Consider the following 22,927-nt stretch of genomic DNA (forward strand, 5'->3'; position numbering starts at 1 on the left):
AGGTTGACACTGTCTACTCCATGCCCGCACAATGGTAGACACTGTCAACCACGGGCCGACTCACATGTCCACCTCGACCTTGCGATATCGGCGATGGCCGCCCGCGTTTGCCTTGTGCCTGGCCGCCTTGCTTTCGGCCTGTGCGGCCCCTGCGCCCGAGCCGCCTGATGTGTCGGCCACGGTCGATGCTGGCTTCCGCCATGCGCCCGATCTCGTCGCGTCGGTCGACACGACCTGGTGGCGCGGCTTTGGCGACGAAGCGCTCATCGCCTTGGTCGAGCGCGCCCAGGCGGTCAACCACGACGTCCGCATCGCGCAGCAGCGCGTGCGCCAGGCCCGGGCAGGGCAGACGGCGGCGGCATCCCGACTCGGGCCGACCGTGTCGCTCACGGGGTCTGCATCGGATGAGCGTAGCGGCTTGCCGGACCGGGTCAAGCAGGGCAAGCCGGACACACGGGCCTACAGAGGGGCGCTGGAGTTGGGCTGGGAGCTCGATCTGTTCGGCGCAGTACGCGCGGGTGCCGACGCCGCCGAACTGGACGCGCTGAGCGCGGACGACGCAGTTGACGTTGCACGATGGATGGTGAGCAGCGAGGTGGCGCGGCAGTACATCGTGTGGCAAGGCGCGCGACTGAGACTGGCCAAGCTCGAGGCTTTGTTGAAGGCGCAGGTCGACACGGAGCGTTTGACTCGGAGCCGGGAAGCGGCCGGTCTGGCCAGCCGGTTTGACGTGGCCCGCGCGGCAGGCGAGGTGCAATCGCTCGCCGCGCAACTGCCGCCTCTGCGCACCTTTGCTGCCGTGACGGAGACCCACCTCGCGGTGTTGGTGGGGGCCAATCCGAACCAGCCCCTGCGCGAGTTGGAAGAGTCCGCTCCGCCCGCGTTGCCCAAGCCACCCAGTCTGTCGGCTGGGCAGCCGGTGGACCTCTTGATGCGCCGCCCGGATCTGCGTGTGGCGCAACAGCAGCTCTTGGCCGAGGCCGCGCGCCTGCGCGTGGCACACGCGGATCGGTGGCCCAAGTTCTTCCTGGCCGCGGTGCTCGGGCGCCAGGACCTACGCCTCAATGCGCTGGACCTGACACCTGTTGGCTACAGCAGCGCCGCGCTGGCTTTCACGATGCCGCTGTTCGACGCCGGCCGCTTGCGCGCCGCGGTCGAGCGCCAGTCGGCTCAGGAGCGCATGGCCACCCTGCAGTTCGAGAAGGCCGTGCTCGGCGCCATCAAGGACGTGGACGACAGCCTCGTGGCCTTGTCGCAGGACCGCGATCGCCTGACCGCGCTGGCAGCCAGTGTCGAGCAAAGGCGGACGGGCCTGCGCCACGCCGAATCGCTTCACCGAGAAGGTCAGATCGACCTGCTGCAACTGCTGGACGCGCAGCGTGCCGTGCTGGCCTCCGAGCTGTCTGCCCTCGACGGCCAGACGCAGCTGGCGCTCAGCACCGTTCAGCTGGCCACGGCCGTGGGCGGCGGATGGCCATCCACCCAGGGCGCGGGCCCTGCTTCCCCAGTTGCCTCCCGCACCACGCCCCTTCCCAGCCCCGAGTCTGAAAGCCAGCCATGACCCACTTCTTTGAATTCCGCCTGAACAACGCGCGGCCCTCGCTGGCCTGGACGGGGCTGGCCCTCAGCGGCCTGGTGACGTTGTCGGCCTGCTCGCGCCCTGCAGAACAGGCGGCGCCGATCCCGGCTGTCTACGTTTCGACCGTCCACAACGACCAGGGTGAGGACGTGCGCGTCCTGAGGGGCGCCATACGCCCGCGCATCGAAAGCAACCTGGCATTCCGGGCTGGAGGCAAGGTCACGACCCGGCTGGTGGACATCGGTCAGACCGTGCGCGCCGGCCAGCCGCTGGCCCGCATCGATGCGGCCGACTACCAGTTGGCCGCCGATGCCGCAGCCGAACAACTGCGGGCGGCCCAGGTGGATGCCACACAGGCCGCCAGCGATGCAGCGCGCTTCAAGCGGCTGATGCTAGACGGGTCTGTCGGCGCAGCGGACCAGGAGCGTCAGCAGGCCCGATCGGATGCCGCCAGCGCGCGCCTGGTGCAGGCGGAACGCCAACTGGACGTGCTGCGCAATCGGGTGGGCTACGCCGTGCTGTCAGCGCCCTTCGATGGCGTGGTGACCGGCTTGCAGTTGGAAGTGGGGCAAATGGTCTCGGAAGGCCAGCCCGTGATCGTACTGGCCAAGCCCGGCGAGCTGGAAGTGGAAGTGGAGGTGCCCGAGGCCCTTGCCGCCGATGTGCGCAATCGCATCGGGCGAGCACGCGTCGCAGGCGTGCCGGACGAAGTCAGGCTGAACCTGCGCGAGCTGTCGCCCAGTGCTTCGGCGCAGGCTCGGACCTTCCGGGCGCGCTACGCCATCGTGTCGCCGCCAGCGGGCCTGCGCATGGGCGTGACCGCCGATGTGCAACTGGCCCGAAAGGGCGGCACCGCCTCGGCGGAACTGCCGGCTGGCGCGCTGCTCAGCACCCAGAAGGCCCCGTCGGTCTGGCTGGTCAACGACCGGGCCGGCACCTTGACACGCCAGGCCGTGACGCTGGTATCGCAATCGACCGACCGGGTCCGTGTGGCCGGCTTGCCGGATGGCGCCATGGTGGTCTCGGCCGGCGCGCAAAAGCTGGACGCCGGCATGAAGGTGCAGGCCGTCAAGCGCCCAGGGAGCCTGTGATGAAGTCGTTCAACCTGTCGGAATGGGCCGTCACGCACCGCGCCATGGTGCTGTTCTTGATGATCGGCAGCCTGCTGGTGGGCGCGCTCGCCTTCACGCGGCTGGGCCGCCTGGAAGACCCGCAGTTCATGGTGCCGACGATGACGGCCGTGGTGGCCTGGCCGGGGGCTTCGGCCCAGCAGGTGCAGGACCAGGTGCTCAACCGCATGGAGCGCGAACTGCAGAAGATCGAGGGCGTTGATTTCATCCGCAGCTTCTCGCGCCAGGGCTATGGCGCGGTCAACCTGTGGATGAAGGGCGGCACGTCCAAGGCCGATCTCGAGCGGGCGTGGTACCAGGCGCGCAAGAAGATTGGCGACGTGCGTCACCAGTTCCCCGAGGGCGTGCTCGGCCCGATCTTCAACGACGAGTTCAGCGACGTCTACAGCGTGATGTACGCCATCAGCGCCCCGGATCTGAGCTGGCCTGAATTGCAGGTGCTGACCGAGGACATCAAGCGCGACGTTCAGGGGCTTTCCGGCGTGACGAAGGTGGACGTGTTCGGTCGACAGGCCGAGAAGGTCCATGTCGAGTTCTCGAGCCAGCGGCTGGCCTCACTGGGGATCAGCGTGCAGACCGTGATCGAGGCGCTTGCGCGTCAGAACACCGTCAGCCCTTCTGGCGCGACCGAAGGCCGCAGCGATCAGGTGTTTGTACGGGTGGATGGCAGCTTGCGCGACGCACGGGATGTGGCCGACGTGTCCATCGCGGCCGGTGGCAAGCTGCTGCGCCTGGGCGATGTCGCCAAGGTCACGTCGGGCCTGGAAGACCCGCCGACGTTCACCGTGCGGCATGACGGCAAACCCGTGCTGATGCTGGCCATCACCTTCGACCGGCACGGCAACATCCTGAAGCTCGGCCAGGACCTCGAGGCGCGCATGTCCGCGCTGAAGGCCGGTCTGCCCGTGGGCGTGACGGTGGAGAAGGTGGCCGACCAGCCGACCATTGTGGAAGAGTCGGTGTGGGAGTTCGAACGCGCCTTCCTGGAGGCGCTGGCCATTGTGCTGGCGGTGTGTTTCCTCTTCCTGGGCTGGCGCACAGGCATCGTGGTGGCCGCGTCCGTGCCTTTGGTGCTGGCCATCGTGGCCATCGTGATGCTGGCCGCCGGCTGGAGCCTGGACCGCATCTCGCTGGGTGCGTTGATCATCGCCCTGGGCCTGCTGGTGGACGACGCCATCATCGCCGTCGAAATGATGGTCGTGAAGATCGAGCAGGGCTGGGACCGCATCAGCGCGGCCACCTTCGCCTACACCTCCACGGCCTTTCCCATGCTGACTGGCACGCTGGTCACGGTGGCCGGCTTCATGCCGGTGGGATTTGCCAAGTCCATCAGCGGCGAGTACGCCGGTGGCATCTTCTGGGTGGTGGGCGTCGCCCTCATCGCATCCTGGTTCGTGGCCGTTGTCTTCACGCCCTACCTCGGCATCGTGCTGCTGCCCAGGACCATGAAGGCACACGGGGGCGCAGCCCACGACCCCTACGCGACGCCGCTCTACCAACGGCTGCGTCGCCTGCTGCAGTGGTGCATGGCCCACCGCGTGATGGTGTTGGCCGCCACCGGGGTTCTCTTTGTCAGCGCCATGGCGGGCATGGGCCTCGTGCAGCAGCAGTTCTTCCCGACCGCTTCCCGGCTGGAGCTCATCGTCGACCTGCGCCTGCGAGAAGGCGCGTCGTTCTCGGCCACCGAAGCCCAGGTCAAGCGCTTCGAGCACATCCTCAAGAACGATGCCCAGGTTCAGCACTTCAGCGCCTACACGGGCGCCGGTGCGCCGCGCTTCTTCCTGTCACTGCCCATCGAGCTGCCCAACCCGAGCTACGCGCAGATCGTGATCAAGACGGCCAACGTGGCCGATCGTGAGGCCGTGCGGCGCCGGCTGCTCGGCCTCTTTGCCGCCGAGCGTGCCTTCCCCGACCTGCGCGGACGTGTCACGCGCTTCGAGTTCGGGCCGCCTGTGGGCTTCCCGGTGCAGTTCCGCGTGGTGGGTCCCGACACGGGCAAGGTCCGCGAAATCGCCTACCAGGTGCGTGATGCCGTGCGGCAAAGCCCCCTGGTGCGCGACACCCAACTGGACTGGAACGAGCAGGTGAGGACCGTGCGCGTGCAGCTGGACCAGGACAAGGCGCGCCTTCTGGGCATCACCAGCGCCGATGTCTCGGCCATGATGCAGATCGTGTTGAGCGGAGCGCCCGCCACGCAGATCCGTCGCGGCGAAGACCTCATCGACGTGACCTTGCGCGCCGCCCCGAGCGAGCGCCTGGCGCTGGAACAGCTTGGCGATGTGAACCTCTTCACCCGCAGCGGTGCCATCGTGCCGCTTTCGCATGTGGCCACGCTGACGCCCACCTTCGAGGAGCCTGTGCTGTGGCGCCGCAACCGCGACATGGTGCTCACCGTGCGCAGCGATGTGCGTGATGGTGTGCAGGGCCCCTCGGCCACGATGAAGATCTGGCCTTCGCTCCAGCCGATCATCGACAAGCTGCCACCCGGCTACCGCATCGAGCAAGGCGGTGCCATCGAAGAAAGCGACAAGTCGAATCAGGCCCTGTTCGCCGTCTTTCCGCTGATGCTCGTGGTGATGCTGCTGATCCTGATGATGCAGCTGCAGAGCTTCTCGCGCATGTGGATGGTGTTCATGACCGCGCCCCTCGGCCTCATCGGGGTGGTGCCGGCGCTGCTCATCTTCAACGCGCCCTTCGGCTTCGTGGCGTTGTTGGGCGTGATTGCGCTGGGTGGCATGATCATGCGCAACGCCGTGATCCTGGTCGACCAGATCGACAGCGACATCGCCTCGGGCATGCCACAGGCGCAGGCCGTTGTGGAAGCAACCGTACGGCGCGCGCGCCCGGTGGTGTTGACGGCCGCCGCCGCGGTGTTCGCCATGGTGCCCTTGAGCAGCAGCGTCTTCTGGGGGCCGATGGCCATGTCGATCATGGGCGGGCTCATCGCCGCCACCGTGCTGACGCTGGTGTTTGTGCCAGCGCTGTACATGGTCTGGATGAAGCCGTCAGGGCAGGGTGGACTGCCCCCTGTCAGGTAGACAGCCGGTCCCGATCTGCTAACGTGAGCGCCCTCATGACCGACGCCCTCTACACCACCCTGCCGCAATGGCCCCACGCTTATCCGGCCAGCGGTGCCAATGCCACCCTGAAACGCCTCAACGGGGACTTCATCGTGACCGAGCTGCCGCTGCAGCTGCCCTCGGGTGCGGGTGAACACCTCTGGCTGGATGTCGAGAAGAACGGCGCCAACACCGCGTTTGTCGCCCAGCAACTGGCCGCGGCCGCGGGCGTGGAGGAGCGGGACGTGGGCTATGCCGGCCTCAAGGACCGCTACGCCATCACCCGCCAGTGGTTCAGCATCTACCTGCCCAAGGGCGAGACGCCCGACCTGACGCAGTTTCAGCACCCGGAGTTCAAGGTGCTGAGCCAGAGCCGCCACGTGAAAAAGCTGCGCCCGGGCGACCTGCACGGCAACCGGTTCCGCATCGTGCTGCGCGACGTGACCGGCGACCGCGATGCCATCGAGGCGAACCTGAAGGCGGTGGCGTCGCACGGCGTGCCGAACTACTTCGGCGCGCAGCGCTTCGGGCATGACGGCGGCAACGTCGAGCAGGGCCGGGCCATGCTGGCGCGCGAGATTCGCGTGCGCAACCCGAAGAAGAAGGGCATCTACCTGTCGGCGGTGCGATCCTTCGTGTTCAACGAAGTGTTGGCGCTGCGCATCCAGCAGGGGCTCTGGGGCAAGACCCTGCCCGGCGACGTGATGGACGAGGTGGGCCAGCCCACCGGGCCGCTCTGGGGACGGGGGCGCGTGACCACGACCGATCAGGCGCAGGCCCTGGAGAACGGCGTGGCCGAACGCCATGCCGTCTTGTGCGATGGCATGGAACACGCCGGGCTGGATCAGGAGCGGCGCTCTCTGGTGGCAAGCCCGGGCGAGATGGCGTGGGAATGGCCGCACGCCGATCAGCTGGTGATCACGTTCTCGCTGCCTGCCGGGAACTACGCCACGTCGGTGTTGGGCGAGATCCTGTGCACGACCGAGCCGGATCGGCATGCGGAGGACGAGGCGGTGGCGGTCGAGTGATGGGAAACGTGCATCAGATTCTGGATCGGCTGATCACTGCCGAACTGTGCACGCCATGGCCAATTTTGCGGAGGAGCCAGATGCTCGTGGGCTCCAAGGCGTTTGTGCATGCCTTTGCCCTCGCTAGACGTCAGCAATGCACTGATTGCGACCTGTCTCTTTCGCTACATACAGCGCGCGATCAGCGCGTTCCAATGTGTCTGCCCAAGGCTCTCCAACGCGATGATGGGCGAGACCCGCAGAGGCGGTCACGCGCAGTGCCGAGGCTTGGGGCGAAAGCTGTGCCTGGGCAACCGCTACCAACAGGCGGTCCATGGAATGCCGAGATCCGCCCGGCATGACGATCAGGAACTCTTCACCACCCCACCGGCCGACCGTGTCTGTGTCTCGAAAGGCGGTCTTTGCCAGGGCGGCAAACCCGACCAGCACCTCATCACCAACCTGATGTCCATAGATGTCATTGACCTGTTTGAAATGGTCCAGGTCAATCAGGGCCACGCAGAAGCCAGGAGAGCCGATGCCACTGCGGATGGTTTCATGATCAAGGACTTCATGCAGATGCTGTCGGTTGTACAGACCTGTCAACGTGTCAATGGTGGTGAGGCGCTCGACTTCAGCGATGGCCAGTTCAAGCTCTCTGCGCTCTTTTTGATTCTTCTCGCGGTAGAGGGCGTAGTTGTAAGACTGCCAGGTGAGCAACAGCAAGACACCGCAGGCAGTCGCGATGATCAAGCCGTCCGACGCGGCATCGAATCCTGGCCCGCCCCAAAGGGTCATGCCGATCCATGACATGGCGAGCATCACCAAAACGGCGGATCCGGAGTAGCGGGCTTGTCGAGGCGAGAACGCAGGAAACCCGAATGCCTGCACTTGGCAGAGCACGCCCAACAGCGCCCCCTTGCCGATCGGTGAGAAGAAGTACGCCGCCACCAACATCAAGTTGGCCCAGATGCATTGCTCCATCAAGAAGATGGGATCCTTGAAACGCTTGGACCAGCCGCTGCGGATGATCACCAGGGGTGCGACAGCACCGATCGTCAGGTGCCCCAACAAAACAAGTTCCAGCCAGTGGGGGAACATGTGCTTCGGGATCGCATAAAAAATCACGACGAGGAGCCAGAAGAAATACATGCCGGAGACAGCCGCTGCCAGCTTCAGCAATGTGCGCGTCTTTGGGTCGTCTGTCCGAAAAAGCTTGGACAGGGCGCTTGAAGTGGCGCGGCTTGCTGCACTGCACTCCAGCGGTGCTTGGGCCTTTTTGCCGGGGATAAGCATGGGGGGCGCAGCAGGAGCGGGTGTAGGAGGCGGCCCTCTTCCTGCCATTGACGCTTCCACCCGCTCTTGCGAGCCAGCCAGGTTGTCGCCATGCGGTGAAGGGGCATCCACATGGTCGAACTCAGGGCTGATGCGGTCTCTGCCTGCATGCTTGGCGGCGTACAAGGCCTGATCGGCCGCCTCCATCAGGTGTTCGACGGAGCCATCACGGTACGTCGCAAGGCCAGCCGAAAACGTGATGCGCAGGCCCGGGTGCACAGCCCCCCAATCGTGCTGATGAACGGCTGCGCGTAGATTGTGCAAGCGGTGATAGGCCGATCTCCCGTCGGCCCCGGGCATCAGCACGACAAACTCTTCCCCGCCCCAGCGGGCCACTGTTTCGAATGGCTCGAACACCGACGAAGCGATCTCGGCAAAGCGCTGGAGCACCGTGTCGCCCACGGCGTGCCCGTGCTGATCGTTCACGCGCTTGAAGAAATCGATGTCCAGGACCCCAACCGTGAACGGCACGCCAAAGCGCGCTGTTTTGCGTGCTTCCTGTTCCAGGCGTGCCAACATGTGACGCCGGTTGTGCAGGCCCGTCAACGTGTCATGGACAGACAGGAAGTTGAGGGCTTGTAGCGCCTTCTCGCGCTCCGCATTTTGCTGTTTGCGGCGCTTCACCAATGTACGCGCGTGGGTGGAAACCATCGTCAGCGTCGGAAGCAGCAATGCCAGGCAGCCGAGGTTGAGCAACTCGTCGATCAGCTTGGGCCCGTTCGGGTTCGCCGCCCAAATGCTGACGGAGTTCGCAAGCTGGAGCACAGTGGCCGAAGCGATGACAAACCTCACTTGCTTCACGGGCAGGCGACGCATGTCGTACACCACGATCACAGCCAGCCACATGAAGGCCACCCCACGGCTGATTTCAATCAGCTGGTAGGACAGGGCGACCACCACCACACTGAACAACACCTGTGGAAGGACCACCAAGGGGTCGCGCCACTGAAGTGTGCGCCCTGACCAGATCAATGCCCCGAAGATTCCGAGGCCGCCTGCGATGACCACCGCAATCGCATGCGCACGCTCTATGGTGAACAGATTGAGCCACGCGCCGATATAGAGCACGAGCAAAGCCAGCACGTAGCTTGGCAGCGTCAGCACAAACCGGCGCTTTGCCTGGCCATGTACTGTTAACGAAGGCGCCTGAAAGCGGCTCTCGTCAAGCCTGGCCCGCAGGGGAGGGGTAGAGGCTGTCAACACGGCTCAACCAACATCACGATGCCGAATTCAGGTTCGATTCGATTTCAATCGCAGCATCGTCGGACATCGCGTTGTGGCCAGTAAGTGCTCAGTTGAAGGCGTGTGGGCGACTCTTCTGCACGCTCGACATGTCCGCGATGTGGCGAGTCAGCTCTTCGTGTATTCGTCTTCGCCTGCTGTTTATGAAATGCGGCGACTGAACTGATCGAAAAGCCGGTAACGTTTCACGAATTGATGGTGTTCTGCCGGGGCTCTTCCTGGCCGCCGGATCAAGCGGCCTTCTTGTGCTCGTCCCGCAGCTCGCGGCGCAGGATCTTGCCCACATTCGTCTTGGGCAGGTCGTGGCGGAACTCGATGTACTTGGGGCATTTGTAGCCCGTGAGCTGCTCCTTGCAGTAACGCACCAGATCCTCTTCAACCAGAGACGGATCCTTCTTGACCACGAACAGCTTCACGGCCTCGCCCGACTTGGCATCTGCCACGCCCACGGCGGCGCATTCCAGCACGCCCGGGTGCAGGTTGACCACCTGCTCCACCTCGTTGGGATACACGTTGAAGCCCGACACCAGGATCATGTCCTTCTTGCGGTCCACGATCTTGATCAAGCCGTCGGCGTTCATGATCCCCATGTCACCCGTGCGGAAGAATCCATCGGCCGTCATGACCTTGGCGGTTTCGTCGGGGCGATTCCAGTAGCCAGCCATCACCTGCGGGCCCCGGATCGCGATCTCGCCGACCTCGTCGGTGCCCAGCACCGTGCCGTCATCGTCCAGTATCACGACCTCGGTGGACGAGATCGGCATGCCGATCGCACCGGTGAAGCCTGCGCTGTCGAGCCGATTGATCGTGGCCACGGGCGAGGTCTCCGACAGGCCGTAGCCTTCGACGATCGAGCACCCCGTGATCTTCTTCCACTTTTCGGCCGTGGCCTGCTGAACGGCCATGCCGCCGCCATTGCACACGCGCAGTCCCGAGAAATCGAGTTTGGCGAACTCCGGATGGTTCACCAAGCCGTTGTACAGGGTGTTGACCGCCGGGAACTGGCTGACCCGAAACCCCTTCAACGTCTTGATGAACCCGTCGATGTCGCGCGGGTTGGCGATCAGGATGTTCAGGCTGCCCATGCGCGCGCCCACCATGAAGCCGGCCGTCAGCGCGAAGATGTGATACAGCGGCAGCGCGCACACATTGACCAGCTGCTCGTTGCCGTTCTTGTCCAGCTCCGGCTTGAACCAGGCCTCGCATTGCAGGATGTTGGCCACCACGTTGCGGTGCAGCAGCGTGGCGCCCTTGGACACGCCCGTGGTGCCCCCGGTGTACTGCAGGAAGGCGACGTCGTCGGGACGCAGCTGCGGGCGCTTGAACGACGCCTTGCCGCGGCCTTGATCGAGCGCATCGTTGAACTTGGTGACCTTCAGGCCGGCCGGCAGCGTGAACGCCGGCACCATCTTCTTGGCGTGCCGCACCACGAAGTTCACCAGCTTGCCCTTGGCCCAAGGCAGCATGTCGCCCATGGCCGCCAGCACCACGTGTTTGACCGGCGTGCGCTTGACCACCTGCTGCAGCGTGACGGCGAAATTCTCCAGAATCACGATGGCTTCGGCGCCCGAGTCCTTGAGCTGATGCTCCAGTTCACGCGGCGTGTACAGAGGATTCACATTGACGACCACGTACCCCGCCCGCAGCACCGCCGCGATCGCCACCATGTACTGCGGCACGTTCGGCATCATCAGCGCCACCCGGGCGCCGGGCGCCAGCCCGCACGACTGCAGCCACCCAGCCAGCGCCTTCGACGCATCGTCGAGCTGCTCGAAGGTCCAGCGGGCGCCCATGAAGGCCGCCGCGTCACGGCGCGCGTGCTGCTTGAACGCCTGCTCCAGCAGTTCGACCAGCGACGGGTAGACCGAAGCGTCGATGTTTGCCGGCACGCCGGGCTGGTAGTGCGATAGCCAGGGCTTCGAGGTCGCTGTCATGCTTGCCATCCTTAGGTTAGAGAAAATACATCAACCTGCCGCCCCGACCCCGCGTGCATACAAGCCATGCCGATGCTGAGGGATAGAGCGCGCTTGCATGCGGGACGCTCTTCGGCATGCCCAGGATGGATCGCTTGGGCACTGACGTCGCTCGTACCGCTCAATGCACGGCTTTCACGAACGGAGCAGGAACTTCATCTGCAACGCCAGCATCTTGGGGAACAGCGGGTCGAAGTACGGATCGAAGTGGTTGGCATCGATTTCGATGACCTCGATGTGGGGATTGCCAACCCGGTGAACCTTGTCGGACACAAAAGGTGCCACCGTGTCCCCGGTTGCGCCGATCATCAACATCGGGATCTTGACGTCCTTCAATCGCTGCCACGGTCGGTAGAACGGCATCGTGTACAGGGACCTGGCCGTGACCCGGTTGTCATAGCCGTAGCCCTCCCATGCCGCCAGGGCCAGCTCCATGGCCTCCCAGGCGCCGTCGCGGTCCATGGTGCCGAACTCGCCCTCGCGGGACAACGTCGGCACACAAATGGGCGTGCCGGGCTTGAGGAAGTCGATCAGCCCCAGCGTGCTCATCTTCAACATCCGCAGGGGCGGCGTGGCCATGGTGGCGGCCAGCCCGTCGAGCATCGGGACCTGGATGACGGCGCCCTTGAGTTCCGGGTGTTGCGATGCCAGATCGACCACATGGCCTCCGCCGAACGATGTGCCCCACAGGGTGATGCGGTTCGCGGCGACCATTGGCTGTGCCTTCAGGTGAGCGAGTGCTGTGTCGGCCACCCGTGTGCGTCGCCATGGGTTGATGTCCTGCCTCGGAAAGCCGCCGCTGTCGCCCCAGCCGGGGTAGTCGAACTCCATGACGGCAAAGCCCGCTTCGACAAAGCTGTGGGTGTAGGACGAGGTCATGGCGCGTTGGATGCTGCCCCACCCGCCCAGCATCAAGATGGCGGGCAAGGCCTGATCGGGATCGGCGTCTTGCGGCAAGTAGAGCGTCGCGGCGCACAGTGCGCCTTCGGCCTGGAAGGTGGACTTGATGGTGCGCAGTCGCACATGCGAGGTATCAGGGTAACGCCGCAACATTGTTTGCTTTCACTTCCTTTGAGTCTCTCTGAGAGCCGATGTGCGCCTCCCGGGCGCACGGTGGGTGCATGGCAAGTTTCACGTCCTGCGTGCATCGTCACGCTGGGCCCATTCCACGTTGGGTCCAGAAGCGGTGACAGTTGCATCACGCCGCCAGGCAGGGGCGCTCTGCTTGGCGGCCCTCGCCGCGTTGGGCTGGGGGGGCGCCACAGCGCTGAAGCGGTAGGCCCCCAGCGACGAACGCTTGGCCAGCCATCGATAGCTGAAGGTAAAGCCCGGCCAGTTGGTGCTGTTGTGCCCGTTCTTGTCCACATACCAGCTATTGCATCCTTGCCAGACGGTTGACCTCAGACGCGCTTGAACCCAGCTGTTGAACCGGGTGTAGCGATCTGCGTCGACCTCGACGGTTTGGGCATCGGCTTTGCGCGCAGCCTGCAGGCAACGGATCACGTGCGCGATCTGGCTTTCGAGCATGTAGACGATGGAGCTGTGCCCCAGGTTCGTGTTCGGGCCATACAGCATGAAGAAGTTGGGAAAGCCCGGCACGGTCATGCCCAGGTAGGCTTGCGCGCCTTGACGCCACGCTTCGTTGAGGTCCGTGCCATTGCGGCCCGTGATCTTCATTGGCGCAAGGAAGTCGGTGGCCGCAAAGCCCGTGCCGTAGATGATCGCGTCGAACGGATGGTGTCGACCATCCGATGTCTCGACGCCATCGGGGGTGATGCGGCGGATGCCTTCGGTGGCCAGTCGGACATTGGATTTGGCCATGGTGGCCAAATAGTCGTTGGACAGCAGGATGCGTTTGCATCCGATCGGGTAATCAGGGGTCAGACGCTCGCGCAGATCGCGGTCGACCACCTGGCGGCGCAACAGGGCTTTGAAGGGCAGCCCCACCGCCAATTGCATCAAGGACTTGATGCGCGTGAAACTGATCGCGCGCGTTTCGTACTGCATGTAGATGCGTGCGCGATGCAGCTTCATGGTCCAGGGCAGCTTGGCGAACAAAGCCTTGCGCCAGGCTGCATAAGCGCCATCCGGTCGCGGAAGAATGTACGCGGCGGACCGCTGGAACACCGTCAGTTCGCCCACCTTGTCGGCGATGGCGGGAACGAACTGGATGGCTGAGGCCCCGGTGCCGATGACCGCCACTTTCTTGCCGCTCAGGTCATGGGCATGGTCCCAATGGGCCGAGTGAAAGGCGTGACCCTTGTACTGGTCGAGACCGTCCAGTTTCGGGTAGGCGGGTTTGCTCAACTGCCCCGTCGCGGTGATGAGATACCGAGTCTGGAACGCCAGGCCTTGGGCGGTGGTGACCGTCCAGATGGCGCGTTGTTCATCGTAGCTTGCGCTTGCCACCTCGCAGCCAAACTTGATTTTCGAGCGCAGCCTGTGCTTCTCCGCGCAGCGCACCAGGTACTGGTAGATCTCGGCCTGGGGCGCGAAAACGCGGGACCACCTCGGATTGGGCTCGAATGAAAACGAGTAGAGGTGGGAGGGAACATCACAGGCGGCGCCAGGGTAGGTGTTGTCCCGCCACACGCCACCGAAATCGTGCTGCTTTTCCAGGATCAGCAATTCGCCCAAGCCGGCCTTCTGCAAGGCGACGGCCATCCCAATGCCTCCGAAGCCAGCGCCGATGATGATGGCGTCCAGTGGGACATTTTTGTGTTGGCCAATGCTTTTCATTTTCGAATCTCGCAGTGCGGCGTGGTGATGCTCCGTCGGGCTGGATCATCGGCACAACGCGCCGCATCGAGAAGGTTGGGTAGGGACAAATGCTTTATGATTTGGGCCAATCCCCTTGAATGAATGCCATGCGCTTTCTGGATTTCAACCGCAGTGCCGCCAGCGTCAGGATCCTGGTCGAGTTCGGCAGAGAGCGTGGCCTGAAGCCGGCCCAGCTGCTGGCCGGCAGTGGTCTCAAGGAACGGGATCTCATCAACCCCAACGTCGAGTTGAACGCCAGTCAGGAACTGCGCGCTGTTGAAAACCTGATTCGGGCGTGCCCCCAATCGGGCTTGGGGCTGGAAGTCGGGATGCGATACAACTTCGCCTCGTACGGCTTCTGGGGTCTTGGCTTGCTTTCGAGCGCGACCGCGGCGGACGCTTTGGCGCTTGCGCTCCGCTTCATTCCTTTGACCTTCGCTTACTGCCACATTTCCAGTTCGCTGGACGACGAGTGGTGCACCGTGAGCTTCGATGAACCTGAACTCGATCTGGCCGTGCAGCGCTTCCTGGTGGAGCGGGACGTGGCAGCGGCTGCGCGCCTGATCAAGGAAACGTTCGGCTCCCGGTTCGTCCTGTCAAAGTTCCTGCTCAAAAGCACCTCGTGCGTGGATGAGGCCATGTGCACGGCGATCGAAAATGAGGTGGGCGTCCGACCGCAGCTGGGGGCCAGGTCCAACAGCCTCTCTTTTGACAGGCGTTTGCTGTCCCTGGCCTTGCCCCAGGCCAATCCCATCACCGTGGCGATGTGCGAGAAGGCATGCGAAGAGTTGATCGAACGCAGGCGTGTGCGTTCAGACACGGCTGAGCGCGTTCGCCAATACCTCGCCATGACGCCCCTCCATGCCGCGCCAGACCTTGCCCAGGTGGCAGACTGGATCGGCATCAGCGACAGAACGTTGAAGCGGCGTCTTCAGGATGAGGGGACAACGTTCAGAGCACTGACGGCAGAGGTGCGCGGCGGCCAGGCCAAAGAGTTGCTCGCCGACGAAAGGCTGTCGCTGACCGACATTGCGGAGCGCATGGGTTTCAGCGATCTGTCCAGCTTTTCCCAAGCGTTCAAACGTTGGTTCGGGGTGGCACCGAGCGCGCTGCGAGGCGATGCGCGGGGCGGGGATGGTTAAACACGGCGTTTCGCGGATGGGCGATTCCGTCGGTGACTTCGGCCAGCAAGGCCGCGAACTGCACCGTCTCGCGGTCCATGCGCGGCGCTCCGATGATTTGCACGTTCACCGGCAAGCCACTGGGCGTCAACGCGACTGGCGCGCTGGTCGCCGGGAGTCCCATGAGCGTCGCCGGGGCGATCCACATGAACAAATCGGAATAGTGGCGGCGTTGGCCGTTCACGGTGATGCGGCGGTTGGCCATCAGCCCCTGGACATGCTCGAACGCAGGGGTGAAGGTCGGCGGTGCCAGGATGATGTCGTAGCGATTCAGCACCGTGCCAATGAAGGCTTCACGCAGGTGGTTGGCGTGCTCCACGACGTCAAACCAACCGCCTAACTTCATGGTCATGCCGTCCACGAAGCGGTCAAGGCTGTGCGGCAGGCACATGACCTTACCCAGGTGGCGCATCAGCGGTGCCGTCGCCCGGCCAAGGGGCGCAACCATGCCTTGGGCTCGGCGCTCCGCCCCGGTGAGCCAGGCACCCATCAGCGCACCCATTTGCTTGAAATAGGGCGGATAAAGTTCATGGAGGCCCAGGCCGGGAGGCGCGCCGATGTCGATCTGTGCACCGGCAGCCCGCAACCGTTGCGCCAGTTCCTGGTACACCGCCGTCATGTCCAGGTCGATGGGACAGTCCGGATCGTCCACCCACATCAGCACGCGGTACTGGTCGAGCCGTTCGTGGCGGGGCAAGGGCAGGTTGGCGTCCGCGGCCATGATGTCGAGCAGCAGCCGCAGATCCTCGGCCGAGCGGGCCATGGGCCCGGGAACCCCCAAAGGTGGCTCCGACAGGTGGCCAGGCTCGCCCGGGATGTGGCCCCTCAGGGAAATGAGGCCATGGGTGGCCTTGTGGCCGTATATGCCGCAGAAATGCGCGGGGATGCGGATGGAGCCGCCGATGTCGCTGCCGATTTCCAGCGGCGACATGCCCGTGGCCAGCGCCACCGCGGCGCCGCCCGATGAGCCGCCGCACGTGCGGGTGGGGTCCCAGGGATTGCGCGTTGTTCCAAAGATGGGATTGAACGATTGCACGTCCAGCGCCTTGTACGGCACATTGGTCTTGCCGAAGGGAATGGCCCCGGCTTCAAGCACGCGCTGAATCACGGGACCAGGTTGCGTGGGACGGTGCTGGCGGTATTCGGGAGCACCCGCGGTGCAGGTCATGCCAGGCACTTCCCATGTGTCCTTCACGGTCATGGGAAGGCCGTGCAGCGGCCCCCAGTGCTCGCCCTGACGGCGAGCCTGATCGGCCTTGTCGGCGCGCGCGCGGGCTGACGCGAGATTCTGGTCCACGATGGCGTTCAGGCCAGGGTTGAATGCCTCGACCCGCGCAATGTAGCTTTCCAGCAGGTCACGTGAACTGAAGTTGCCTGCGTGCAACCCGGCCAGCGCCTGCGTGGCGCTGAGGAAATGCAAGGGAATGGACGTCACTTGAGGAGCCTGGACATGGTAGGTGATGCAGGACATTGTCTGGGGGGAGGGTTCGACACCACTCTTCAGCTTCGGACAAGTCGCTTATCATTTTTGGCCATGGACCTCCACACCCTGCCTTGTGTGTTCGCACAGACTTACCTCGAATTGGTTTCAGAGTTGGGCTGGTCCAGGCGCGACGTGCTACGGCAGGCGGGTCTCACAGCGAGACAAGTCAATGCCGCCAGCGGCATGGGATTGGAGGCTTACAGGCGCCTGCTTCTGGCGGTCCGTGACGCGGCGCTGCGGGCTGGCAGCGGTACGGCAGTGGGCATCGAGATGGGTTGGCGACTGCCGCCCACGGCCTTTGGCCCGTTGGGCATGGCCCTCCTGTCTTCCGCGACGCTCGGCGATGCACTGGCGCTCACTGAGAAATACTGGCCGCTCTACGGCATGGGTTTGACTTTCCTGGTGCGTCAGGAGCGGGACCTGTGCGTGTTGGAGTTTGCCGCGCTGCCCTTCGTGCCGCCTGATGTGCGAGACATCGTGCTGGAGTCGGTCATGGCCAGCATCTACCGCAGCACAGTGGCACTGGCGGGCGTCAACGCTCTGCGAGGCCAAGTCTGGTTCGACTTCCCGGAGCCGCCCCACGCGGCCGGGGCGCGGCGCCGCCTGGGTGATGTGCGTTATGGCATGCCGGCGACGCAGTGGCGGGTGTCCAGTGCCGGGTTGGACCAACCCTTACCCATGGCCAATGCTGTGAGCCTGCGTCAAGCCATCGCGCAATGCGAACTGGAGCTCACACAGCGCCTGCATACGCGTGCGGGATTGGTCAGTGAGGTAAGTCGGTTACTGGCGCTGGGCGTGAACCGCCCCGGCTTCTGCGGAGGCCAGTTGCTTTGAGTCAGACGTTGATCGCGGCCTGACTAGCGCGTTGGGAATGGTATCGGTCTTCGAACTCGGCAGGTGGCCTGTAGCCCAGGGGTGCCATCAGCCGATGGTGGTTGAACCAGGCGACCCATTCCAGCGTCGCCAGCTCGACCGCCTGCTTCGTCTTCCACGGCCCGCGGCGGTGAATCACCTCGGCCTTGTAGAGCCCGTTGATCGTCTCGGCCAGCGCGTTGTCGTAACTGTCACCGCGGCTGCCGACGGAGGGTTCGATGCCAGCCTCGGCCAAGCGCTCGCTGTAGCGAATCGACAGGTATTGCGACCCCCTGTCGGAATGACAGATGAGCCCGTCCTTCTCGGTCGGCCGCCGGGCGTACAACGCTTGTTCCAGAGCGTCGAGGACGAACTCCGTGTGCATCGAGCTGCTCTGGCGCCAACCGACGATCCGACGGCTGAACACGTCGATCACGAAGGCCACGTAGACCCAGCCTTGCCACGTCGAGACGTAGGTGAAGTCGGTGACCCACAGCTGGTTCGGATGGTCGGCCTTGAACTGCCGATTCACACGATCCAACGGGCATGGCGCCTTCGGGTCAGGCACCGTCGTGCGCTGTCGCTTGCCTCGGCGAACTCCCTGCAGGCCGTGCTGGCGCATCAAGCGCTCCACGGTGCAGCGCGCGATGTCGATGCCTTCTCGACGCAGTTGGTGCCAGACCTTGTCGGCACCGTAGACCCCGAAGTTCGCCTGCCACACGCGACGAATCTGCGGCGCCAGTTCAGCGTCGCGCAAGCTGCGTCGGCACAGCAGCGCCGGGTCGCGTTGACAGGCCGCGTGCCGCCAGTACGCCGACGGGGCGATCTGCAGCACGCGGCAGATCGACTCGACCCCGAATTCTTGGCGATGCCGGTCGACGAACGCCTTCAGGACTTGATGCGGCGGTCGAGCTCCGCCTGGGCGAAAAACGCGCTGGCCAGCTTCAGAATCTCGTTGGCCTTGCGCAGTTCGCGCACCTCGCGCTCGAGATCTTTGATGCGCTGCGCTTCCGCCGTCGTCGGCCCACCGCGCAGGCCGTGGTCGCGCTCGTGCTGCTTGATCCAATTGTCCAGCGTCTGCGCCGTGCAACCGATCTTGCCGGCGATGGACTCGATGGCCGCCCACTGTGACGGGTGCTCATCTCGGTGCTCCAGCACCATGCGCACCGCGCGCTCGCGAACCTCGGGGGAATACTTCGAACTTCTCATCTTGGCTCCATCATCTCAAACGAGGGAGCCTCCTTCAAAGCCGGGGCGGTTCAGCCTGGCCTCATTGATCCACTTGTACAGGCTGTGCGCGCTGACGCCCAAACGACTCGACACATCGGCCACCGTGTGGCCGCGTTCGGTCACTTGCTTGACCGCCTCGATCTTGAATTCTTCAGGGTAACGCTTGGTGCTCATCTCGGCTCCTTCTGGGCCAGTAGTTTGAGGCTCACAAGCGTCTAGGAGCTCCGGGGCGATTCATGATGATGATCCAGTGCCCCTTCCACTGATCCAGTGCGCGACTGAAATCGGACTCTTCTAACCGATAAGCTGCGCGAACCATGTTGTCGTCCAGGAGCAGCCTTATGGCGCGAAGGATGTTGGACTTGCCCGCGCCGTTCTCGCCGATGATGGTATTGACGCCACGCTGAAACGTCAGATTGGTGTTCTTAAAGTTTCTGTAGTTGACCAGCGTAAGTTTGGAGATGTGCATACATTTGGCCCTCGTGCTCCCTGGGGCGCCAGTTTCTAGTTAGTTGTAAGCTATCGTAGCGTACCTGGGATGGCGAGAACGTCGGCCCTGGCGCCAATTGCCATAAGCCCCGCAAGAAGAGCGGTTGTCAACACGAGAGCGCCCGGTCTGGACGGACGTCGATCGCGCCAGCCGTTAATTGCGGATAGCGGCAGTGCTGCTGGAAAAGCGGCACACGAAATGGTGACACTTGGCCTCGCCGCGTGCTAGGCAGTCACTCAGCGCGTTGCGCCTGCGCTAGCCGAGATCACGACCGCTACAGCAGCGATGGCTTACCGCAGGTACTCTCGCGGGATGAAGTGTCTGCAAGCAGATACCCACGAAGTCCGCTAATGGCCGGCAGCAGTCATCCGGCGTCGGGGCCTGACCGACCGCACCCGCTTCAGTTCAGTCCATCAGGGTTGGGTCGTCCCGCTCAACCGCAACCACCCGCCCCCCGCGCCGCCAACCACGCCTTGGCAGACAAGCCCACCGTGCTTGAAAACGCCCGCGAAAGCGCCGCCGCACTGCCATAACCCAGCTCGTCCGCCAACTGCTTCAACGACGCGCCTTCACTCAAGCGGCTTTGCGCCAGCGCCATGCGCCATGCCGTCAGGTACGCCGCCGGGGTCTGCCCCACCACCTCCCGGAACCGCGACGCAAACACCGTCCGTGACATCCCGGCGCGCGCCGCCATGCGGTCCAGGTTCCATGCCTGCCCCGGTGCGTCGTGCATCGCCACCAGCGCCCTCGACAGCTGTGGGTCCGACAAGCCGGCAATCAGCCCCACGGGCCTGCCGATCTGCTCGGGCTGGTCAAGCAGCCACCGCAGCAGCTGGATCACGACCACCTCGAACAGCCGGTCTGCCAGCAGGCGATGGCCGCAACGCACCTGGTCGGTCTCGGCAAACAGCAGCTCCAGCGTGGCAGCCAGGCCCGGCACCTTGTCGAGCGGCAGCGTGATGAAGGGCCCCAAGGCACGCGCCAGCGGATGGCTCGCGCCTCCGTCAAAACGCAGTCGAGCGCAGGTGAAGTCGGAGCCGTCCACGGGCGCGTTGTGGAACCGATGGGTGAACGGCACCGGGTACAGCAGCAGCGTCGGCTCGGTGAAGCGCAGGCGCTGGGTGCGGCCGCGCGCCGCCGGATGGCTGACCTCCAGTTGCCCGCGCCGCAGCACGTGCAGGTAGGCATGCCCCTCGGCCGCATCGAAGTGGGTGATGCCGCACAGCGCGCCTGCGTGGTGCAGCTGTGCACGCACGCGAAAGCGCTCCAGAAGCGAAGACAGGCGGTCGGGTGCGGGCTCGGGCGGTGGCGTACGAATGGTCATGTTTTCAGCACGTTTGGCAACCCATCATACGGGCCGTGTGCCCATACTGCGAACAGCCGGCTGCCAAACCATTCACTCAACTGGAGCACACCATGTCACGCATCAACACCGACACCCACCTCGCCCCCGCCGCCAGCCAGCCCTTGCTGCAGCAGATTCAGCAGGCCTTCGGCAGCACCCCGCACATGTTCAAGGCGGTGGCCAACTCGCCTGCGGCCTTGAAGAGCATGTGGGCCTCATTCGGTGCCCTCGGCCAGGGCACGCTGGGCGCGCAGCTGGGCGAGCAGATCGCCGTGGCCATTGCCAACCGCAATCGCTGCGAATACTGCCTGGCCGCGCACACGGTGCTGGGGCAGAAAGCCGGTGCCTCGCTTGCTGCCATGTCGGCCGCTCAAGTGGGCGAGTCAGAAGACCCCCGGACGGCCGCCGCGCTGCGCTTTGCCTTGAAGGTGGTCGAACAGCGCGCCCACATTGATGCCACCGATGTGGCGGCCCTGCGTGATGCCGGCTTCAAGGACGAGCAGGTGGTCGAGATCATGGCCCACGTGGCCTTGAACCTGTTCACCAACTACATCAATGTGGCGTTCGACGTGCCGGTCGACTTCCCGAAGGTGGCGCTGAAGTAAGCCGACCACGGCATGATGGGTGCCATCGGCCATGCCCGAGCACCCCTCACCGACCCACCTCAGAGCGAACCACCATGCACGTGCACTTCGTCATCCATGAAGCCTTTGAAGCACCCGGCGCGTATGAAACCTGGGTGCAAAGCCGCGGCCACAGCGCGAGCCATTCGCGTGTGTACGCAGGCGATGCCCTGCCGCAGTCGGCTTCCGGGTTCGACATGCTGGTGGTGATGGGCGGCCCGCAGTCGCCAACCACCACCCTCGCCGAATGCCCGCACTTCGACGCGCAGGCCGAATGCCAGCTGATTCGCCAGGCGGTGGAGGCCGGCCGTGCCGTGGTGGGTGTGTGCCTGGGTGCGCAGCTCATGGGCACTGCGCTGGGAGCCCGCCACGAGCACAGCCCGGAGAAGGAGATCGGCAAGTTCCCGATCACGCTGACCGAGGAAGGCCGCGCCAACCCATTGTTTGCGCGGTTCCCGCAGCAGCTGAGCGTGGGGCACTGGCACAACGACATGCCAGGGCTGACGGCCACGGCCAAGGTGCTGGCGCACAGCGAGGGGTGTCCGAGGCAGATCGTGGAATACGGGCCGCGCGTCTTTGGCTTTCAGTGCCACATGGAGTTCACGCCCGAGGTGGTGGCCTTGCTGATCGAGGCCAGTGCGGGAGAGTTCGATGCCTTGAAGGCGCATCGCTTCGTGCAGCAGCCGGAGGCCCTGCGCGCCAACGACCACACCGAGATGAACCAGTACCTCTTCCATTTCCTGGACGCGCTGGCCGAGGCCTGTCAGGCCGCGGGCACCCGCGCATAAAGCTAAGCATCAGAAAAACTGATGCTGTCTGCTGTGGTGATGGGGCTGCCCACAATGCGGGCATTCCTTCCTTTCACCAACCAACAGCAGGCACAGCATGAAGATCCTGGTCCCCGTCAAGCGGGTTGTGGACTACAACGTGAAGGTTCGCGTCAAGTCCGACGGCTCTGGCGTCGACATCGCCAACGTCAAGATGTCCATGAACCCGTTCGACGAGATCGCCGTGGAAGAGGCGACGCGTCTGAAGGAAAAGGGCATCGTCACTGAAATCGTGGCCGTGTCGATCGGCGTGGCCCAATGCCAGGAAACCCTGCGCACCGCGATGGCCATTGGTGCCGACCGCGGCATCCTGGTCGAGACCGACGCCGAAGTGCAGCCCCTGGCCGTGGCCAAGGTGCTCAAGGCCCTGGTCGACAAGGAAAAGCCCGACCTGATCATCCTGGGCAAGCAGGCCATCGACGACGACAGCAACCAGACCGGCCAGATGCTGGCTGCGCTGGCCGACCTGCCGCAAGGCACGTTCGCCTCGAAGGTCGAAGTCGCTGACGGCCACGCCGTGGTCACCCGCGAAGTCGACGGCGGCCTGGAAACCGTGAAGCTCAAGCTGCCGGCTGTGGTCACCACCGACCTGCGCCTGAACGAGCCGCGCTATGTCACGCTGCCCAACATCATGAAGGCCAAGAAGAAGCCCCTGGAGACCGTCAAGCCGGCCGACCTGGGTGTGGACGTGGCCCCGCGCATCAAGACCCTGAGCGTCGCCGAGCCGCCCAAGCGCTCCGCCGGCATCAAGGTGCCCGACGTGGCCACCCTGGTGAGCAAGCTCAAGAACGACGCCAAAGTGATCTGAGGA

At 64.4% G+C, this 22,927-nt stretch carries 15 protein-coding genes, 3 pseudogenes and 1 other annotated feature; of the genes and pseudogenes, 9 read left to right on the forward strand and 9 right to left on the reverse strand.

The features are described 5' to 3' along the window. Nucleotides 1–64 precede the first annotated feature (64 nt). From DEH84_RS18755 to truD, 4 genes are read left to right on the forward strand one after another with little or no spacing between them, the layout of a single operon-like run. Entirely contained in the window at nt 65–1,561 is a 1,497-nt protein-coding gene (locus DEH84_RS18755; RefSeq protein ID WP_159099067.1) for an efflux transporter outer membrane subunit, read from the forward strand. Next, entirely contained in the window at nt 1,558–2,670 is a 1,113-nt protein-coding gene (locus tag DEH84_RS18760; protein WP_109038730.1) for an efflux RND transporter periplasmic adaptor subunit, read from the forward strand. Before DEH84_RS18755 ends, DEH84_RS18760 begins: the two co-directional genes overlap by 4 nt. After that, nucleotides 2,670–5,747: an efflux RND transporter permease subunit gene (locus DEH84_RS18765; RefSeq protein WP_109038731.1), complete on the forward strand. Its 3,078-nt coding sequence runs from the start codon at nt 2,670–2,672 to the stop codon at nt 5,745–5,747. The genes DEH84_RS18760 and DEH84_RS18765 overlap by 1 nt, the downstream gene beginning before the upstream one ends. Before the next feature lie 35 nt (nt 5,748–5,782). After that, on the forward strand, nt 5,783–6,796 hold the full coding sequence (gene truD, locus DEH84_RS18770; protein WP_109038732.1) for a tRNA pseudouridine(13) synthase TruD: 1,014 nt from the start codon (nt 5,783–5,785) through the stop codon (nt 6,794–6,796). 123 nt (nt 6,797–6,919) lie between these two features. Here truD and DEH84_RS18775 read toward each other — a convergent pair whose 3' ends face one another. The 4 genes and pseudogenes from DEH84_RS18775 to DEH84_RS18790 all read right to left on the reverse strand — a co-directional run. Continuing rightward, the gene (locus tag DEH84_RS18775; protein ID WP_159099068.1) at nt 6,920–9,313 is read right to left on the reverse strand and encodes a GGDEF domain-containing protein; all 2,394 of its coding nucleotides are present in this window, start codon (nt 9,311–9,313) and stop codon (nt 6,920–6,922) included. Nucleotides 9,314–9,582: 269 nt separating this feature from the next. Continuing rightward, nucleotides 9,583–11,286: a long-chain-fatty-acid--CoA ligase gene (locus tag DEH84_RS18780; protein WP_109038734.1), complete on the reverse strand. Its 1,704-nt coding sequence runs from the start codon at nt 11,284–11,286 to the stop codon at nt 9,583–9,585. Between the two features lie 174 nt (nt 11,287–11,460). Further along, nucleotides 11,461–12,348: an alpha/beta hydrolase gene (locus DEH84_RS18785; RefSeq protein WP_245932810.1), complete on the reverse strand. Its 888-nt coding sequence runs from the start codon at nt 12,346–12,348 to the stop codon at nt 11,461–11,463. Between the two features lie 186 nt (nt 12,349–12,534). After that, a pseudogene (locus DEH84_RS18790) lies at nt 12,535–14,064 on the reverse strand (flavin-containing monooxygenase); the annotation flags it as partial. Nucleotides 14,065–14,192: 128 nt separating this feature from the next. Between DEH84_RS18790 and DEH84_RS18795 the strand changes: the two are divergent. Then, nucleotides 14,193–15,227 (forward strand): AraC family transcriptional regulator, encoded by a 1,035-nt coding sequence (locus DEH84_RS18795; RefSeq protein WP_109038737.1) that lies wholly within the window; start codon nt 14,193–14,195, stop codon nt 15,225–15,227. Here the strand turns inward: DEH84_RS18795 and DEH84_RS18800 are convergent. Then, nucleotides 15,163–16,737: an amidase family protein gene (locus DEH84_RS18800; RefSeq protein ID WP_109038738.1), complete on the reverse strand. Its 1,575-nt coding sequence runs from the start codon at nt 16,735–16,737 to the stop codon at nt 15,163–15,165. The genes DEH84_RS18795 and DEH84_RS18800 overlap by 65 nt on opposite strands. A gap of 63 nt (nt 16,738–16,800) precedes the next feature. Between DEH84_RS18800 and DEH84_RS18805 the strand changes: the two genes are divergently transcribed. Beyond that, entirely contained in the window at nt 16,801–17,583 is a 783-nt protein-coding gene (locus DEH84_RS18805) for an AraC family transcriptional regulator ligand-binding domain-containing protein (protein WP_159099069.1), read from the forward strand. A 1-nt stretch (nt 17,584) separates the two neighbouring features. Here the strand turns inward: DEH84_RS18805 and DEH84_RS18810 are convergent. The 4 genes and pseudogenes from DEH84_RS18810 to DEH84_RS18825 all read right to left on the reverse strand — a co-directional run bounded on the left by DEH84_RS18810 (nt 17,585) and on the right by DEH84_RS18825 (nt 20,645). After that, nucleotides 17,585–18,810, reverse strand: a protein-coding gene (locus tag DEH84_RS18810) for an IS3 family transposase (protein WP_109034349.1) whose coding sequence is annotated in 2 segments (ribosomal slippage) — nt 17,585–18,525 and nt 18,525–18,810 — 1,227 coding nt in all. Because the reading frame shifts where the segments join, the coding sequence is not laid out codon by codon here. Then, nucleotides 18,419–18,535, reverse strand: a sequence feature (AL1L pseudoknot). (Overlaps the previous gene by 117 nt.) A gap of 60 nt (nt 18,811–18,870) precedes the next feature. Beyond that, nucleotides 18,871–19,005, reverse strand: a pseudogene (locus DEH84_RS18815) (transposase); the annotation flags it as partial. A 64-nt stretch (nt 19,006–19,069) separates the two neighbouring features. Further along, nucleotides 19,070–19,300, reverse strand: a pseudogene (locus DEH84_RS18820) (ATP-dependent nuclease); the annotation flags it as partial. 454 nt (nt 19,301–19,754) lie between these two features. After that, on the reverse strand, nt 19,755–20,645 hold the full coding sequence (locus tag DEH84_RS18825; RefSeq protein WP_109038740.1) for an AraC family transcriptional regulator: 891 nt from the start codon (nt 20,643–20,645) through the stop codon (nt 19,755–19,757). Nucleotides 20,646–20,737: 92 nt separating this feature from the next. Between DEH84_RS18825 and DEH84_RS18830 the strand changes: the two genes are divergently transcribed. From DEH84_RS18830 to DEH84_RS18840, 3 genes are all read left to right on the forward strand, one after another. Next, entirely contained in the window at nt 20,738–21,271 is a 534-nt protein-coding gene (locus DEH84_RS18830) for a carboxymuconolactone decarboxylase family protein (RefSeq protein WP_109038741.1), read from the forward strand. A gap of 74 nt (nt 21,272–21,345) precedes the next feature. Further along, the gene (locus tag DEH84_RS18835; RefSeq protein ID WP_109038742.1) at nt 21,346–22,077 is read left to right on the forward strand and encodes a type 1 glutamine amidotransferase; all 732 of its coding nucleotides are present in this window, start codon (nt 21,346–21,348) and stop codon (nt 22,075–22,077) included. 97 nt (nt 22,078–22,174) lie between these two features. After that, nucleotides 22,175–22,924 (forward strand): electron transfer flavoprotein subunit beta/FixA family protein, encoded by a 750-nt coding sequence (locus DEH84_RS18840; protein WP_109038743.1) that lies wholly within the window; start codon nt 22,175–22,177, stop codon nt 22,922–22,924. Nucleotides 22,925–22,927: the final 3 nt, after the last annotated feature.

It is taken from the genome of Aquabacterium olei, from assembly GCF_003100395.1.
GTDB lineage: Bacteria > Pseudomonadota > Gammaproteobacteria > Burkholderiales > Burkholderiaceae_C > Aquabacterium > Aquabacterium olei.

Coding starts and splice junctions, on each gene's coding strand:
- DEH84_RS18800 (WP_109038738.1), bottom strand. CDS start 16,737: ATGTCCTGCATCACCTACCATGTCCAGGCTCCTCAAGTGACGTCCATT.
- DEH84_RS18830 (WP_109038741.1), top strand. CDS start 20,738: ATGTCACGCATCAACACCGACACCCACCTCGCCCCCGCCGCCAGCCAG.
- DEH84_RS18835 (WP_109038742.1), top strand. CDS start 21,346: ATGCACGTGCACTTCGTCATCCATGAAGCCTTTGAAGCACCCGGCGCG.
- DEH84_RS18755 (WP_159099067.1), top strand. CDS start 65: ATGTCCACCTCGACCTTGCGATATCGGCGATGGCCGCCCGCGTTTGCC.
- DEH84_RS18805 (WP_159099069.1), top strand. CDS start 16,801: ATGGACCTCCACACCCTGCCTTGTGTGTTCGCACAGACTTACCTCGAA.
- DEH84_RS18765 (WP_109038731.1), top strand. CDS start 2,670: ATGAAGTCGTTCAACCTGTCGGAATGGGCCGTCACGCACCGCGCCATG.
- DEH84_RS18825 (WP_109038740.1), bottom strand. CDS start 20,645: ATGACCATTCGTACGCCACCGCCCGAGCCCGCACCCGACCGCCTGTCT.
- DEH84_RS18840 (WP_109038743.1), top strand. CDS start 22,175: ATGAAGATCCTGGTCCCCGTCAAGCGGGTTGTGGACTACAACGTGAAG.
- DEH84_RS18780 (WP_109038734.1), bottom strand. CDS start 11,286: ATGACAGCGACCTCGAAGCCCTGGCTATCGCACTACCAGCCCGGCGTG.
- DEH84_RS18760 (WP_109038730.1), top strand. CDS start 1,558: ATGACCCACTTCTTTGAATTCCGCCTGAACAACGCGCGGCCCTCGCTG.
- truD (WP_109038732.1), top strand. CDS start 5,783: ATGACCGACGCCCTCTACACCACCCTGCCGCAATGGCCCCACGCTTAT.
- DEH84_RS18795 (WP_109038737.1), top strand. CDS start 14,193: ATGCGCTTTCTGGATTTCAACCGCAGTGCCGCCAGCGTCAGGATCCTG.